The organism is Glycomyces lechevalierae, from assembly GCF_027622945.1.
GTDB classification, from domain to species: Bacteria; Actinomycetota; Actinomycetes; order Mycobacteriales; family Micromonosporaceae; genus Glycomyces; species Glycomyces rutgersensis.
In genome coordinates this window covers 83,857-100,480 of sequence record NZ_JAPZVQ010000010.1, presented here as the reverse complement: position 1 = coordinate 100,480, position 16,624 = coordinate 83,857, and the positions used below count along the sequence as shown (strand labels likewise).

The following is a 16,624-nucleotide window of genomic DNA, read 5'->3' as shown; positions in this document are numbered from 1 at the left end:
GCCATGCGGCCCCGGCGCCTTTCTGCTTGTCGCTCAGGCGAGTTCGGCGAGGAGGGCGCGGTGGATCGCCGGGCCCGCGGCGAGGACCGAGAGGGCGCCGTCGCCGTAGTCGACACCGTCGAGGTCGGTGACGAGCACGCCGGCCTCGCGGCAGATGACGGTCCCGGCGGCCACGTCCCAGAGGTTGATGCGCTCGTGGATGACCGCGTCGACCCGGCCGGCGGCGAGCCAGCACATGTCGAGCGCGGCCGTGCCGAGCATCCGGATCCGCTGCACCTTCGGCACGAGCCGCTGGAGGGTCGCGAGGCGGCGGAGATTGCGCTTGTCCGCGTCCGTGCCGACCGAGAAGTCCCCCATGGCGACCACGGCCTCGGCGAGATCGGTGGGGCCCTTCGCGTGCAGGGCCTGCTTGTTGAGGGCCGCGCCGTGGCCGAGGGCGGCGCTGAAGCGCTCCTCGGACATGGGGGCGTGGACGACGCCGACCACCGGCATCCCGTTGCGCATCAAGGCGAGCGAGACGCCGAACAGGGGCGAGCCGTGCGCGAAGTTGATGGTCCCGTCGATCGGGTCGAGCACCCATTCGTAGTGGGACTCGGTGTCGCCGGTGCGGCCCCGCTCCTCCCCCAGCAGCGGGATCTCGGGGGTCTCCTGCTCGAGGAAGGCGCGGACGGCGTCCTCCGCGGCGTAGTCGAGGTCCGTGGCGAAATCGCGGTCGCCCTTGCCGCTGATGGAGCGCTCGCGCCCGAGTCCGGCCCGGATCACCGCCACCGCCGTCTCGGCCGCCTGCTCCGCGGTGCCCAGGATTTCCAGCAGCTCGCTCATTATTCGGTTCCTCGTCTCCGTCCGACCCACCCGACGGACCTCATCCTAAGGGTGCAAGGCCATGCGGCACTTGGACTCCCGGTGCGATGTTCCGCCGGATATTTCCGTCGCGGCGGGCGAGGCGGGCCGGTGCCCCCGCATTCCGGGCGACACCGGCCCAATTCGGTCAGGTGGCGGGGAGCCACACCCGCATGGAGGAGGGGCCGCGGTTCGCCCTGCGGTGGAAGGGGATCAGCGCGACCTCGGCGGACTTGCCCTCTTCGTCGGGTGTGGCCGGCCCGTACGGCCAGCCGCCGTCGCGGGCGTGGACCTGCGCGGACACGGAGATCCGGCCGTCGCGCTCGAGCGGCGGGACCGAAACGTCCACCGTGAGTTCGGCCACGTCCGCGCCGCCGGGGAGGTCGATCGACTCCGCGCACAGCACGACCGGGCCGCGTTCGACGGCGGCGCAGCCGCGCACCGCATCGATGCGCGGGTCCGGGACGGTCCAGCGCGGGGCCACCGGAAGCTGCAATCGGATCTCGTCGCCGGGCGCGAAAGCGGCGGTGACGCGGGCGGTGCGGCCGGCCTCGGCCGGGCGGGTCGCGCCGTCCGGGCCCGTGACCGTCGCGCCCTCGGCCCAGGCCGGGACCCGGAGCGAGACGGTGCGTTCGCCGCCGTCGTTGGCGTCCACCCGGATCACGATCACGCCGTCGTCCGGGTAAGCGGTCGACATCGTGAGGGCGAAGCGGGAGCCGCCGACGACCGTGTCGATCGCGGCCGGGGCGTACTGGTGGAGCTGCACCCCCGACTCGTCCGCGGTGGCGAGGTACACGGCGAACTGCGCGAACGTGCGGGCCAGGTTGGTCGGGCAGCACGACACGTCGTACCAGGGCGCGCGCTGCCCGCCCGCGGCCTGGTGCGGCAGGACGGCATACGGCGGCGGGGTCGCGTCGGCGGTGCGCACGTGGAGCGGGTTGGCGTAGAAGAACGTCGTGCCGTCCGGGTCGGTCGCTCCTGAGAGGACGTTCCAGGAGACGCGCTCGATCAGGTCCCCGTAGCCCATGTCGCCGGTCGCGAGCATGAGCCGCCACGCGGTCATGACGGCCGCGATCCCCGCGCACGACTCGGAGTAGGCCCGGTCCGGCGGCAGCGCGAAGTCCGGCCCGAAGGCCTCGTCGATGTACCGCGAGCCCATGCCCCCGGTGAGGTGGGTGCGGCGCGCGAGGGTGCGGTCCCATTGGCGCCGAACGGCATCCAGGAGTTCGTCGTCGCCGGTGTCCACCGCGACGTCCACCGCGCCCGAGGCGAGGTAGAGCGCCCGCACGGCATGGCCGCGCAGCACCTCGGCGTCCCGCACCGGCACATCGTCCTGGTAGTAGGCGCGGCCGAAGCCTTCGGCGCTGAGCGTGTGCGTGCCGCGCCGCTCGATGAACAGGCGCGCCTGCTCCAGGTAGCGGGCCTCGCCGGTCGCGCGCGCGAACTCGGCCAGCCCCACTTCGATCTCCGCGTGGCCGCAGACCCGCTCGATCCCGCCGGGGCCGAACACGTCGCACACGTGGTCGGCGGCGCGGCGGCACAGCCGCGTGAAGTCGTCCTCGCCGTGGCAGCGCAGCCGCGCCACCCCGGCCTGGAGGAGGTGGCCGTAGCAGTAGAGCTCGTGCCCCCATTCGAGTTCGGAGTAGCGCGGGCGCTGGCCGGGGTGGCCGAACATGGTGTTGAGGTAGCCGTCCTCCTCCTGGGCGGCGATGATGATCGCGGTGAGTTCGGTGAAGCGCGCTTCGAGCGCGGGGTCGCCGGTGCGGCCGATCTCCCAGGCCATGGCCTCGGCGAGCTTGTAGACCTCGGAGTCGGAGAACTCGCGCCCGGCCCGCTCGAACGGGGCGCCGGTGGCGGCCCGCGTGAAGTTGTCGATCCAGCCGAGCGTCTCGAGCCAGTGCAGGCAGTGCGCGATGGTGTTGGCGGCGTTGACCGACTGGCGTTCGGCCCAGTGCCCGCCGGTGAGGCGGACCTCGTTGAGGCCGAGCGGGCGCAGCGCCCCGCGACTTGGTACGACGGGGGTCGTCATCCTTTGACAGCTCCTGACATGAATCCGCGGACATAGTGGCGCTGGAGCAGGGCGAAGAGCACCAGGCACGGCAGCGCCATGACGACCACGCCCGCCTGCGTCGCCCCGAAGTCGACGGCGCCCATCGACTGCTGGCGCAGGTTGGCGATGGCCACCGGCAGCACGGCCTTGTCGGCCTCGCTGACGAGAATGAGCGGGGCGATGAAGTCGTTCCAGGCGGCGAGGAACGAGAACAGCCCCACGGTGATCAGCCCCGGCCACACCGCGAACAGCATGATGCGGGTGAGGACGCCGAAGGTGCCGGCGCCGTCGCACATCGCCGACTCCTCGATCTCCTTGGGCACCGCCTCGAACGAGATGCGCATCATGAAGACCGCGAACGGGAGCTGGTAGAGGGTCAGGACCAGCGCGAGCCCGGTGAGGGTGTTGCGCAGGCCCAGGTCGCCCAGCATCGAGTACAGCGGGATGAGCAGCGTCGAGTACGGGACCATGAGGATCGCGAGGGTGAGCAGGAACAAGGTGTCCTTGCCGCGGAAGGAGAACCGCGCGAACGCGTACCCGCCCGCGATCGAGAGCGCGAGCGTGAACGCGACGGTGAGGACCGAGACGTACGTGCTGTTCCACAGGTAGCGGCCGAGCCCGGCGTCGTAGTCGAGGAGGCTCGCGTAGTTCCCGAAGCCGAACCCGTCCTGCTGGTTGGTGGCCCCGGCGGGGGCGACCGAGGCGTAGCCGGTCCAGATGAGCGGGAACAGGAAGAGGACCGTGAGGCCCCCGGCGAGCGCGTAGTAGGACGTCGTCCAGAGCTTCTGGCTCACTAGTGGTCCTTTCTGAGGGCGCGGAACTGGCCGATGTTGAGCACCAGGAGCGCGGCGAGCACGACCACGGAGATCGCGGCGGCGGCGCCGAGGTCGAAGCGCTGGAAGGCCTCCCGGTAGATGAGCTGCACCACGGTCACTGTGGAGTTGTCCGGGCCGCCCTTGGTGAGGATGAAGAACTGGTCGAACGCCAGGAGCGAGCCGGTGACGGAGAGGATGAGCACGAGCCCGAGCGCGGGACGGAGCAGCGGGATCGTGACGTGCCGGAAGGACTGCCAGCGGTTGGCGCCGTCGAGGCGGGCGGCCTCGTAGACGTCCGGCGGGATGCCCTGCAGGCCCACGAGCAGGATGATCATGAAGAACCCGGCGAACTTCCACACGATGAGGACCACAGTGGACCACAGTGCGGCCGTGGGGGTCCCGAGCCAGGAGACCGGGCCGATGCCGAGGAATTCCAGGAGCGGGTCGAGCGGGCCGATCGCGGGGCTGTAGAAGCCGAAGAACAGCAGGGAGGCCGACGCGAGCCCGAGCGTGGTCGGCAGGAAGTACGCGGTGCGGAAGAAGCCGGTGCCCTTGCGGCGGTCGGCGACGATGAGCGCCAGGAGCAGCGAGAGTCCGATGAGGATGACGACGACGATCCCGGTGTACTTGAGCGTGAAGCCCACCGCGGGCCAGAACAGCGGGTTGTCGGCGATCCCGGCGTAGTTGTCCGGCAGGTTGAGGCCGAGGTCGCCGGCCAGCAGCGGCCAGTCGGACGCGGACATGCGCCCGACCAGCAGCAGCGGCGCGACGAAGAAGACCAGCACGAAGACCGCCACGGGGGCGGCGTAGAGGGCGCCGGCCAGCTTGCGCGAATGACGCATATGCGGTTGTTCCTTAACTGGAGAGGGAGGCCGTGACGTCGTCGTTGAGGGCGCTGAGATCGGCGCCCGCGTCGCCGTAGACCGCTTCGCGGACCAGCGGCAGCCAGGGCCCCTGCGGGTCGTTGAAGGTCTGGCCGAAGTTGAGCGAGTACGGGGTGCGGCCGACCTGCACGAGGTCGTTCATGACGACGGCGTTCGGGTTGTCCGCGTAGTACTCGTTGTCGGCGAGGTCGGTGCGGGCCATGACGTCCCCGTTGGCGGCGAGGAGTTCGACCTGCTGCTCCTCCTCCAGGCTCCAGCGCAGGAAGTCCCACGCCTGGTTCGGGTGCTCGGAGTTGGCGCTGATGCCGATCGAGTCGCCGCCCACGAACGTGGACTGGCCGCCGGTGAGGCCCGGGATGGGCGCGACGCCGATGTTCATGTCCTCGGGCATGAGGCCGAGCATCGTGGAGGGCATCGGCATCACGCCGATGTTCCCTTCGGGGAAGAGGGAGACCCAGGTCGCGCCGGTCTCCTCGGCGTGGCCGGGGGCCACGACGCCGTCTTCGACGAGGCCCCGGTAGGTCGCGTAGAGCTCTTGCGCCTCAGGGGAGTCGAGGAGCGATTCGGTGCCCTCCTCGTTCATGACCTCGACGCCTTCGGCCCAGAGCGTGGGCCACCAGGTGAAGACGAAGCAGCCGCCGCAGTTGCCGCCGAAGAACGTGCCGCTCACGTCCCCGCCGAGGGCGTCCACGGCGCGGGCCTGCTCGGCGAACTCCGCCAAGGTGGTGGGCGGCCGCTCCGGGTCGAGCCCGGCCTGTTCATAGAGCGTCCGATTGTAGAACAGGACAGAGAGGTCGAGCGTGTGCGGCACGAGGTACTTCCGGCCGTCCACAGTGCCCACCTCGATGTGCGAGGGCGCGAGGGCGTCCTTGAACTCGAGCGAGTCGATGCGGTCGGTGATGTCGAGGTAGGCCCCGGCGGTGGTGAAGTTGGGGGCGAACACGACGTCGAGCGCGAACAGGTCGGGCAGCTCCTGGTTGCCCGCGGCGGTGCCGACGCGGGTCTGGTAGTCGTCCGTGGGGATCACGGTGAGCTCGATCTGGTTCTCGTGGCTCGCGTTGTACGCGTCCACGAGGGCCTGGGACTGGGCCTCCGTCGCGGCGCGGGTCCACATGGTGAGGGTGGTGCCGTCGTCGACGCCTTCGAGGACGACCTCGTCGTCGCTCCCGCCGGGCGGGCGTCCGTCGCCGCACCCGGCGGCCAGCAGGGCCGCCGCGGCGACCGCCGCCCCCGCGCGCACGGCCCGTGAGGGGCGCTTGTTCATGCTCATTTCCGGTCTCCTCTTTGTAAGGGATCAAAGGGGTTCGGCGACGGCTACCGCCGCCGCCAGTAGAGGTGGTACGGCTCGCCGTTCCCGAGGTGGAACGGCGCGAAGGTGTAGCCGTCGGCCTTGAACTCGAGCGGTTCGCCGGTGGGCTCGAACGCGGAGAGGTCCTCGCCGACGGCGAGGTCGACGAGGCCGGTCGCGAGGTCGTCGCCGACCGCCTCGTGCTTGATCGCGAGCAGGGTCGGTCCGCAGTAGACGGACTCGATGCCGGGGTCGTCCAGGGCCGCTTCGGTGTGGAGGCGCAGCGGCATCGCGACGTCGACGGTGTCGCCGCCGCGCCAGGTGCGGTCGATGGTGACGTAGGTGCCCGGTGCGGCCGTGAGCTTCTGGTCGCGGCCGTTGACGTTCACCGCGAACTCCTCGGCCCAGGACGGGACGCGGAGCTTGAGCGCGAAGGCGGTGCGGCGGCGGGCGCGGATCTTGAGGCGGCTCGCGCCTTCGAACGGGTAGTCGGTGGTCTGCTCGATCGCGACGCCGCGCGCGGACCAGTTCACAGTGGACGGGAGGTAGAGGTTCACCAGGAGGGCGTCGTCCGCGGCCGACGCGAAGTACACCGAGTCCTGGTACTTCGTGTGGTTCTCCATGCCGGTGCCGCCGCAGCAGGTCCCGGTGTTGCCGAACTCGCGCCACCGGCCCGGCCGCACCGGCGCGAAGTACGTGACCTCGGGGTCCTCGGTGCTGTCCTCGTCCCGGCGCGAGCCGAGGATCTGGTTGTAGAGGGCCCGCTCGTAGTACTCCATGTACTTCGGGTCCCCGGTGTGGAAGAACAGGTTCCGCGCCAGTTTCAGGAGGTTGTAGACGCAGCAGGTCTCGGCGTGGTTGGGGTCGTTCGGGTACTGCCACAGGGAACCCGCGATCACGCCGCGCCTGCGGAAGATCTCGCCGACCCCGGTGCCGCCGTGGGCGTAGAGGCGGTGCGGCACGACCATGTCGAAGAAGTTCGCCGCGGCCGTCCGGTAGTCCTCGCCCGCGCCCTGCTCGTGCATGCGCAGGTAGCCGGTGAACTGCGGGATGTGCTGGTTGGCGTGCTTGCCGTCGAGGAGGTCGGTGCCGGCGACGGTGGCCTGGAGGAGCGCGGTGTTGTCGAAGAGCCGCGCGGTCTCCAGGTACTCGGGCCGGTCGGGCCGGGCCCGGGCGAGGTTCGCGAGGCTCTCGTTCATGCCGCCGTACTCGCCCGCGATGTAGATGGACCACATGCGGTCGAGGCGTTCGCGCGGGAGCTTCGAGAGGCGCGAGTGGATCCAGTCGCCGAGGCCCGAGGCGAGGTCGAGGGCGGCGGTGCTGCCCGCGAGGCGGTGGGCGTCGAGGAGGCCGGCCATGATCTTGTGCGTCGTGTAGTACGGCGCCCAGATCCCGGCGTTGCCGCCGTACGTGGCGAACTCCTCGAGCCGCACGAACTGCGTCTCGGGGTAGGCGGCGACGAAACCGCTGTGCCGGTTGCCGTCGCCGGGGCCGATGAGCTCGGCGTGGCGGGCGTTCTCGGAGGCGTCCGCGCAGACCGGGCCGGGCTCGTCGTCGAAGCGGTACGCGGCCACGTCGCCGTTAGCGGTTTGCAGGAGCGCGGCGACCTGCTCGGCGGTGAGGGCCGAGCCGTAGACGTGGAACTCGTCCACGTCCGCGCCGAGGTACTGCGTGAGGCCCTGCGGGAACTGTCCGCGCCCGATCCAGTTCGCCACGCCCGCACCAAGATCGGCCGGCGTCAGCGAGACCGGGCCGGAGGCCGCGGCCGTGCCGTTCACGTAGAGCACGGCGGTGCCGCCGCCGAGCGTGACCGTGAGGTGCACCCACTCCCCCGCCGGGAGCGGCGCGGTCGCGGTGACCCGCTGCTCGGCGGCCGCACCGCCGGTGGTGATCGCGAAGCGCGGGAACGGGTTCGCGTTGTCGGCGCGGATCGTGAGGTACATGTGCGCGTTCGCGTCGGCCCCGAAGTCGAAGACCTTCACGCCGTTCGCGAGCGGCGCAGGGTCGGCCCAGGGATCGGGCAGCCGCGACTGGTCCACGGGGGCGAGCTTGATCCAAGTCGCGACCGTGACGGCGGCGAGGCCGTCCACGAGACCGGCCGGGAGCTTCAGGTGCTCGGCGTTCCCGAGCGGCGAACCGGTGAGCCGCACCGCGGTCCCGTTGCGGCCCTCCACTCTCGGGGTCGCCACAGCGGCGGCAGCGGCGAAGGCGTCCCGGCACTCCCCCAGGCCCGCGACGAGGTGGTCGAGCTTGCGCTTGTACACGCGGTCACCGGTGCCCGCCCAGGCCTGCGCGAGCATCGACAGGAAGTGCCCGCTGTAGTGGCCGCGCAGGTAGCCGTTCGCGTCGTCCCAGCTCCCCGGCGGCTCCACACCGTCCGCATTGGGCAGTCCGGCCGCCGCGCGGAAGTTGTAGAGCATCCGGTCCGGCCCGCCGGACTCGCCCAGGTCGGCCGCGTACCCCTTCGCGTACGCGAGCATCCGGTCCCGCTTGGCGGTGAAGATCGAGTCGTCCAAGGCGACCTCGCCGAGGCCGAACGGGCGCACGGCCCACGAGTCGGGAGCCGCTGACGCCAAGGCGCCCAAGCGGAGTGCATTGCGGCGGTTCAGTCTCATCACGTTCCCCTGGTCTGGACGACCTGCTGCATCGTCCCGTCGGCGTTGAAATAGAGCGGATCGATCGCGACCGAGCGGCGGAAGTTCCCGCCCCCGGGGGCGTCGGCGGTGTGGTAGACCATCCACCACTGGCCGTTGAACTGCTCGATCGCAGGGTGGTTGGTGGTGGAGGTGACCTGGCCCAGGACCACGCCCCGGTGCGTCCACGGCCCGGCCGGGTTCGAGGCGGTCGCGTAGCGGATGCAGGCGTAGGAGGAGCTGGTCACGCAGCCGGTGCCGCCGTTGGAGGCGTAGGCCATGTAATAGGTGCCGTTCCGTTTGAACATCCACGGCGCCTCCCAGAAGTCCGTGAGCCCCGTCGGGGTCGTCACCGGACCGGCCAGGGAGGTCATGTTCGGGTTGAGCTTCGCCATGCGCGGCTGCCAGTACGAGCCCCAGTAGAGGTAGATCTGGCCGTCGTCGTCGATGAACACGGTCGGGTCGATGTTGAGCGCCGAGGAGTTCGGCGTCGAGTCGGAGATCAGCGGGCCGCCGATCGCGTCGGTGAACGGGCCGAGCGGGCTGTTCGACACCGCCACACCGATGTTCATCCAGCCGTCGTCGGTCTTGCCGTCCACGGAGACGAACCAGTAGTACCGCCCGTCCGGGCCCTGCACCACTTCGGACGCCCAGGCGTTCGCCCCGGCCCACGCGAAGGTGGCGAGGGAGAGCTTGGCGCCGTGCGAGGTCCACGCGGCCGGGTCGTCGTCCGGCGCCTTGGAGGAGAACACGTGCCACTCGTCCATCACGAAGGCGTCCTGGCCCGTGGCGGCCTCGTCCCGGCCCGAGTAGAGGTACATCGTGTCGCCCACGACCAGGGTCGCCGGGTCGGCGGTGTAGATGTCGCGCACGATCGGGTTGCCCGCCTGCGAGACCGAGCCCTGGCCCCAGACCTTCCATTCCAGGACGCCCACGGAGGCGGTCCCGCTCTGGAGGACCGCGCGGAGCGCGGTGGTGGTCACGGCGTTGAAGTTGGTGTGGTTGTAGGCGTTCGCGGCCACCCCGTAGGCGCTGGCGCCGCTCACGGCGGTCCAGGAGCCGTTGTTCAGGTACTCGATGCGCCAGCTCGCCGGGACGCGGACGCCGCCGGGGCCCGAGTTGTACGAGTCGTCGAAGAAGTAGAGGTCCGAAGAGGACACCGTCACCGGAGTCGCCCAGGTCAGTTGCACCCATTGCGATCCGGTCTGGGGCCAGGTGCCCCAGCGCAGGTTCTGGGTGTCGTTGGAGCCGGGCGGCTCGACGCCGTCGTTGACGGCGGCCACGGACTCCCAAGAGGAGGTGTAGGAGGCCGAGGCGGTCGCCGAGCGGGCCACATTCAATTGCTGCGCCTGCGCCGGGGTCGCGACCTGGAAGAGGCTCCAGGCCAGGGCCGCGGCCAGCGCGGCGGCGAACGTTCGTCTGAGTGTCTTGGGCTGCATGGGAGGTCTCCTAGATGCCGGTGGGAGATCAACTGATGACGGTGACGGTGGCTTCGGCGGCGAGGGAGGTGCCGGCGATGGTGCCGTGGACGGTGAAGGCGCCGGGCTGGGCGTAGTCGGCCGGATCGACGGCTTCCCAGGTGACGGCGGTGCTGACGTTGTCCTTCGAGCCGTCGTTGTAGACGGCGGTGACGGTGGCCGGGAGTTGGGGCGCGCGGCCGGCGACGGTGGTGACCGCTTCGGTTTCGAGCGCGGTGATCTCGACCTGGTCGTGGAGTCTGACGTGGACGGTGGCGTTCGCGGGGAGGGCGAGGCCGGTGACGAGGCCGCCGACTTCGACGTGGGTGGCGGGTTCGTCGAGGTCCTCGGGGGTGGGCTGCTGCCAGACGACGGGCTGTTCGAGCCGGGTGCCGTCGGCGTACACGCAGGTCACGGCGGATGGGAGTGGGGGCACGGTGCCGACGATGGTCGGCTGGTGGACGGCGCGGACCTGTTGGGGCGCTTCGGCGAAGGCCTTCCATTCGAGGACGCCGACGCTGGCGGCGCCGCTCTGGAGGACCGCGCGGAGGGCGGTGGTGGTGACGGGGTCGAAGGCGACCTGGTTGTACTGGTCGGCGGCGGTGCCGTAGGCGTCCGTGGTGGTGACGTCCTTCCACTGGTCGCCGTCGAGGTATTGGATTCTCCAGGAGGCGGGGGTGCGGACGCCGCCGCCGTCGTCGAGGAAGTACATGTCGCTGGAGTCGACGCGGACCGGTGTGTCCCAGGTGAGTTGGACCCACTGCTCGCCTTCTTCGGGCCAGGTGCCCCAGCGGGGGTTGCCGCCGTCGTTGGAGCGGGGCGGGTCGATGCCGTCGTTGACGGCGGTGACGTTCTCCCAGGGGGAGGTGTAGGAGGCGGTGGGTGTGGCGAAGAGTGCGGCGTTGGTGCGGTCGTCGGGCTCGGCGACCACGATATCCACTGTGGAGGTCGATTCTGCGGTGCCGTCGTTCGCGGCGAGCTGGAGCGTGTAGGTGCCCGGTTCGGTGAAGGTGGCGATGGTGGCGGAGGCGGCGGGGTCTTCGAAGACGACGGCGCCGGGGCCTTCGACCATGGACCACGCGGCGGTGAGGGCGCCGTCGAGCGGGAGGCCGTCGTCCTTCACGGTGCCGGTGAGGCGTGCCTGCATCGGTTGGCGGAACTGGAGGTCCTGCCTGGCGAGGGCGTAGGGCGCGACATTCTCGGAGGCCGCGACCTCGTGGCCTGTGTCAAGTATCTGGACTTCCTTGAGGCCGGTGGCGTGGCCGTCCTGGTGGTCCATGACGATGCGGACGCGGTCGGTGGTGACCTGCGGGAACTGCACGAGGTTGTAGTTGGCCTGCGGGACCGCGGGGGTCTTGGCCTGGTCCTCGACGCTGACCCAGTCGGTGCCGTCGTGGTACTGGACCTGGTAGACGGCGGGTTCGGCGAGGCCGTCCACGGTTCTGTCGCGGTAGAAGTAGAGCCGTGCCTCGTCGATGGCGACGGTGCCGCCGAGGTCCACTTCGTACCAGTCGGTTTCGTTGCCGGAGCCGGCGCTGGACCAGTAGGGCGCGTTGATGGTGGTGCCGTCGACGGCGCCGGCGGTGCTGGTGCCGTTCGCGGTGTGGGAGGCGGTGGCGGCCTGCCCCTCGGCGAGGTTCTCGGCGTCGCTTTCGAGGTCGGCGCCGGCCTTGGCGAAGACGTCGACGACGCGGCCGTCGAGTGCGACCTCTTCGGGGGCGGAGAGGTCCTTCATCTTCTTGCTCTTGACGACCTTGCCGCCTTGGGGCAGTTCGACGTTGCCGGTGTTCGGGTCCCAGACGGCCGGGACGAGGCTGTCGATGGTGAAGGCGCGCCTGCCGTCGATGTAGACGGAGTAGCCCTCGGGGATGCCCTGGTAGTGGACGGTGCCGTCGCCGGGCTTGTCCCAGACGATGGAGAGGTCCGAGTCGCGGTAGCGGAGGTTGTTGACGGTGAAGTGGTCCCAGCCGATGTCGATCGGGGAGAGTTCGACCTTGTCGTCGGTGCGGGGGCGCAGGCCGGCCACGTCCTCCACATAGGTCCAGATGCTGGAGCCGAGGGTGGTGTGGTGGATCCAGGAGCGGTAGTCGATGGATTCGCTCTCGGGGTTCCAGTCGGCCCAGAACTCGTTCGAGTCCGGCCAGGCGGTGTCGCCGCCGATGTACGTGGACCAGGCGTTCCAGTACAGGAGCTGCTTGTAGTCCTCGGCGGTGATGGAGTCCTGGTCGTAGTCGCGGATCGCCGAGGAGAACAGGCGGAACTGGACGGTGGAGTTGATCTGCGAGAAGTTGTTGGAGCCGGGGTTCCCCTGCTCGGCGGCCTCGGCCTTGTCCGCCTGGTTGGCGGTGTAGAACGGGAAGACCGGGTACTCGGCGGGGTCCTCGAAGAGGCGCAGCGCGTCCGTGTACTGCGGCTCGTTCGGGACGGCGCCCACGGAGAACGGGTAGTAGTTGTTGATCTCCTTCCATGGCACGTGCTCGCCCGACTCGACATGGACGTGCTCGAACAGCCGCGTCTCGGGGTTCCAGAGCACGTCGGTGATGGCGGTCTTGATGTCGTCGGCGAGGGCGTGCATCTCGTCGGCCTTCGCGGTGTCGCCGATGAGTTCGTAGGCTTCGGCGGCGGCCATGGCGCCGGAGTACTGGTAGGCGGATTCGGCGCGGTCGAGGTCGCCGTCCCGCCAGTGGAAGGAGACGGCGTCGGCGTCGTTGCCGGTCATCGCGCCCCAGTCGTACTCGATGAGGTTGTCGCCGTTGGAGTCGAAGGTCTCGAGCTGGCCCTTGACGTCGCCCTCGGCGTAGCGGGCGAGGTTCTCGACGACGTCCTCGGGGCCGCCGTGGATCTGGTAGGAGCGCCAGGCGGCCTCGGCGATGTACTGGGTGTAGGAGTTCGACCAGTTCTCGGGGTCGCCGGGGTTGTCCATGAAGCGCCCGCCCTGCGAGGACTCGCCGGTGGAGACCCAGGGGCCGTAGGAGTACGCGGGGTCGCGCAGGTACTTGAGGTCGTCGATGAACATCGGCACGGTGAGGGCGATGGCGTTGTTGTAGCCGGTGACGCCCTCGATGGAGGTCGGGAACTGGAAGTCGTTGCCCGGGATGTCCGCGTCGAGGTAGTTGTAGCGCATCAGCCACCAGCGGTAGTAGATGAACTTCTTGTGCGCCTCGTCGGGGACGTCGAAGTACGGGAGGTTGTCCGCCCACCACTTGTTGTAGGTCTGCACGTGGGTGGCGAAGGCGTCCTGAGGAGCGGCGGCCTTGTACGCCTCGTACTCGGTGGCGGACGCCGGGATCTCGGTGGTGACCATGCCGAGCTGGACCTTGAACGTGGCCGATTCGCCTTGGGCGAGTTCGAGATCGCCGGCGAGGGCGCCATCCGAGGGAGCGAGGCCGGTGCCGGAGAGGCGCGGGAAGACGGTGGTGAGGCGCTCGCCGCGGGAGTTCTGCGCGTCCAGGACGCCGGTGAGCTCGTCTCCCGAGGCCTGCCAGGCGAAGTCGGATGCGACGCGGACCGGCACGGTGGCGTCGGCGCCGTCGTTCGTCACGGTCACGTTCGCCACGGCCACATTGCCGTCGGTGATGAACTTCTGCACCTCGGCGGTGAGGTCGCCGCCCTCGTGGACGCTGGTCCAGTGGCTGGGGGTCTGGCGGCGTTCGGCGACGACCTCGGTGAAGTCGACGCCGCCGATGTCGATCGTGAAGCCGTCGGTGTTCGCGGCGCGGTCGAAGTACGGGTCGTAGTAGGCGAGCTGGCCGCCGAAGCCGATCACGTCGGGATCGTGGACGCGCATGAGGAGGGCCCGGCCGCGGGTCATGAGCCACTGGTCGCCGGCGGGGTCGGCGCCTTCGCGGGCGAGGAGGCGGTCCATCCAGAAGTCGGTGCCGCCGGCCTCGGCCTCGTACATCGCGGGCATCATGCCGGTCACGTCGTAGGGGACGGGTTCGGGCGGGACGGCGTCGCCGCCGGTGAACTCGGGGTAGCCGATGGTCTGCTCGGCCGCCGCGGGACCGGCGGTGCCCACGACCAGGCCGGCGGCCAGGGCGAGGGAGGCGGCGGTGGCGAGGAGTCGGGTGGACGTGGGGCGATGCACCATTGCGTGCCTCCGGGAAGGATGCGGGGGTGTGCCGGGGCGCCGAAAGGTCCGAAAACCTTTTCGGTCATTGCGTCGCCACCGATGCTATGGGTCAGGCCACAGCGATGTCAATGCATTGATTGCCATGAATTCACTCGGATCCGTTGACCGAAAGCCGGTTCGGCAAAGTTTCGGCCGGTCGGCTACAGTCGATCCAGCCCGGAGGAAATCCGGCCGCCGCGACGGCGGTCCCGGTCCGGGCTCCGGCTGAAGGAGGACGAGTGGCCCGAACCCCCGCACCGCGCGGCACGCGCGCCGCCACACTGTCCGATGTGGCCCGCCTGGCGGGCGTCTCGGTGGCGACGGCGTCCAAGGCGCTCAACGGCCGCAACCACGTGCACGCCCAGACCCGCGAGCGGGTCCTGGAGGCGGCCGCGCAGCTCTCCTTCTCCCCCAACTCCCTGGCCCGGGGCCTCCTCGCCGGGCGCACCGGCACCGTCGGGCTCCTCACCTCGGACCTGGTGGGCCGCTTCAGCCTCCCCATCCTCATGGGCGCGGAGGACGCGTTCGGCGCCGGCCAGGTCTCGGTGTTCCTGTGCGACGCGCGCGGCGACGCGATCCGCGAGCGCCACCATGTGCAGGCCCTGCTCAGCCGCCGCGTGGACGGCCTCATCGTGGTGGGCTCCTCCACGAACCCGCGGCCGCCGCTGGCCGACGCGGTGGACGTGCCGGTCGTGTACGCCTACGCGCCTTCGGAAGCGCCCGAGGACCTCTCGATCGTGCCGGACAACGTGAACGCCGGCCGGATGGCCGTCGAGCACCTGATCGCCTGCGGCCGCACCAGGATCGCGCACATCAGCGGCGACCGCGAGTACAGCGCCGCGCGCGACCGCGCGGCGGGCGCCGAGGCGGCCCTCGAGGCCGCCGGACTCTCGCTCGTCGGTGAAGTCGCTTACGGCGCTTGGGAAGAGGGCTGGGGCCGCGCGGCGGCCGGGATGCTCCTCGACCGCGAGCCGGACGTGGACGCGGTACTGTGCGGCTCCGACCAGGTCGCCCGGGGCGTGCTCGACACGCTGCGCGAACGCGGCCGCCGCGTCCCCGAGGACGTGGCCGTCATGGGCTTCGACAACTGGGACGTGCTCGCCACCGGCGCCCGGCCCCAACTGACCAGTGTGGACATGAACCTGGAGGAGCTGGGCCGCGCCGCCGCGCGGGCCCTGTTCGAGGCCATCGACGACGAGCACGGCCGCGGCGTCCACACCGTCCAGTGCCGGGTCGTCGTGAGGGGTTCCACCGCGTCCGCGGGGTGAACGGGGGCGGCCTCCGCCGCGTCCCGCGAGCGGGACAGGAGTAGGTTTTCCGTTCGTGACCGAGCAGACGACCGTCCCCCGCCACGCCACCTGGCTCGAGCTGTTCTTCGACCTCGTGGTCGTCGCGGCCGTGGCCCAGCTGACGCACCTGCTGGAGCATCCCGACGGCCTCGACGTGGCGGCGTTCTTCATCCTGTACGCCGCGATCTGGCTCGTGTGGAGCTCGTTCACCGTGTACGCCAACGTGGCGTCCGACCGCACCCGCAACCGGACGATGCTGCTGGGCATGCTCGGCCTCGCGGCGATGGCCGCCGCGATCCCCCAGGCCACCGGCGCGCACGCGGCGGTCTTCGGCGCGGCCTACATCTACACCAGCGGCGTCGCCTCGCAAGGGATCACGCGAACCGGCCGCCTCGTCATAGGCTGGTCCGCGGTGCAGCGCAACGCGGGCCTGATGCCGTTCATCATCGCCTTCTGGTTCACCGACGAACCGAAGTACCTGCTGGCCCTGTGGGCGTTCGGCGTGGCGCTGACACTCGCCTCGGGCATCGTCGACGACATGAAGGACCCGGCGCGGCTGCAGGAGTTCCAGGCCCGCATCGAGCGCCACGCCCAGCGCGGCCGCAACCCCGTGCCCGCCGTGGAACTGCGGTCGACGGACGGCACCCACCTGGGCGAGCGCCTGGGGCTGTTCATCATCATCGTCCTCGGCGAGGCCGTGCTCCAGCTCGTGACCGCGATCTCCGAGGTCGAATGGGGCTGGAGCCAGGTGGGCATCGGCCTCGCCGGATTCGCGCTCCTCATCGGACTGTGGTGGCTGAACTTCCGGTACGGCTTCGACGAGGAGAACGCCACCACTCCGCGCGTGCTGCTCCCCGCGCACCTGGTCGTGGCCGTCTCGGTCACCCTCATCGCGTTCGGGCTCGGCACGGCCGCCGAGCACGCCACCGACCCGCTGCCGGACCTGCACCGCTGGCTCCTGTGCGGCGCGCTCGCGCTCTGCCTGACCCTGTGCGCCCTCGCCCACCGCGCCTGGTGGAGCCTGCTGCTCGTCGCGGCGCCGCTCGCCGTGGCCGCCTTGGGAGCCGGGCTCGCAGCGGTGTTCACGGTGCTCGTCCTCGCCGCCGCCACCGGCGGGTTCGTCCTCTCCTTCCACCGCCGCCCCGCCGAGGCGTGAGCGGTTCCCGCAGAATTCGGCGAAAATTTTCATATCGAGGACTATCTGTGTAGCTGATTTTCATGGGAGATTGTGGAGGACCCTGCACCGCACTCCCCGAA

10 protein-coding genes are annotated in these 16,624 nt (G+C 70.4%); 2 read left to right on the top strand and 8 right to left on the bottom strand.

Annotated elements, in window-relative coordinates; all coding sequences use genetic code 11:
* Positions 1 to 33 precede the first annotated feature (33 nt).
* From O2L01_RS16475 to O2L01_RS16440, 8 genes are all read right to left on the bottom strand, one after another.
* Positions 34 to 822, bottom strand: coding sequence for an inositol monophosphatase family protein (locus O2L01_RS16475; protein WP_270123068.1), 789 nt, complete (start codon positions 820 to 822; stop codon positions 34 to 36).
* Positions 823 to 988: 166 nt separating this feature from the next.
* Complete coding sequence (locus O2L01_RS16470; protein WP_270123067.1) at positions 989 to 2,869, bottom strand: glycoside hydrolase family 127 protein; 1,881 nt, start codon at positions 2,867 to 2,869, stop codon at positions 989 to 991.
* On the bottom strand, positions 2,866 to 3,684 hold the full coding sequence (locus O2L01_RS16465) for a carbohydrate ABC transporter permease (protein WP_270123066.1): 819 nt from the start codon (positions 3,682 to 3,684) through the stop codon (positions 2,866 to 2,868). The genes O2L01_RS16470 and O2L01_RS16465 overlap by 4 nt, the downstream gene beginning before the upstream one ends.
* Positions 3,684 to 4,547 carry a carbohydrate ABC transporter permease gene (locus O2L01_RS16460; protein WP_270123065.1) on the bottom strand — a complete coding sequence of 288 codons (864 nt, stop codon included), beginning with the start codon at positions 4,545 to 4,547 and terminating at the stop codon, positions 3,684 to 3,686. The genes O2L01_RS16465 and O2L01_RS16460 overlap by 1 nt, the downstream gene beginning before the upstream one ends.
* Before the next feature lie 13 nt (positions 4,548 to 4,560).
* On the bottom strand, positions 4,561 to 5,853 hold the full coding sequence (locus O2L01_RS16455; protein ID WP_344468999.1) for an ABC transporter substrate-binding protein: 1,293 nt from the start codon (positions 5,851 to 5,853) through the stop codon (positions 4,561 to 4,563).
* 50 nt (positions 5,854 to 5,903) lie between these two features.
* Complete coding sequence (locus tag O2L01_RS16450) at positions 5,904 to 8,492, bottom strand: beta-L-arabinofuranosidase domain-containing protein (protein ID WP_270123063.1); 2,589 nt, start codon at positions 8,490 to 8,492, stop codon at positions 5,904 to 5,906.
* Positions 8,492 to 9,949 (bottom strand): family 43 glycosylhydrolase, encoded by a 1,458-nt coding sequence (locus O2L01_RS16445; RefSeq protein WP_270123062.1) that lies wholly within the window; start codon positions 9,947 to 9,949, stop codon positions 8,492 to 8,494. The genes O2L01_RS16450 and O2L01_RS16445 overlap by 1 nt, the downstream gene beginning before the upstream one ends.
* A gap of 28 nt (positions 9,950 to 9,977) precedes the next feature.
* Complete coding sequence (locus O2L01_RS16440; RefSeq protein ID WP_270123061.1) at positions 9,978 to 14,057, bottom strand: galactose-binding domain-containing protein; 4,080 nt, start codon at positions 14,055 to 14,057, stop codon at positions 9,978 to 9,980.
* Between the two features lie 260 nt (positions 14,058 to 14,317).
* Here O2L01_RS16440 and O2L01_RS16435 point away from each other — a divergent pair, with 260 nt between their 5' ends.
* Both O2L01_RS16435 and O2L01_RS16430 read left to right on the top strand, forming a co-directional pair.
* Positions 14,318 to 15,346 carry a LacI family DNA-binding transcriptional regulator gene (locus tag O2L01_RS16435; RefSeq protein ID WP_270123060.1) on the top strand — a complete coding sequence of 343 codons (1,029 nt, stop codon included), beginning with the start codon at positions 14,318 to 14,320 and terminating at the stop codon, positions 15,344 to 15,346.
* A 55-nt stretch (positions 15,347 to 15,401) separates the two neighbouring features.
* A complete protein-coding gene (locus tag O2L01_RS16430) occupies positions 15,402 to 16,523 on the top strand; it encodes a low temperature requirement protein A (RefSeq protein ID WP_270123059.1) in 1,122 nt (373 codons plus the stop codon).
* Positions 16,524 to 16,624 lie beyond the last annotated feature (101 nt).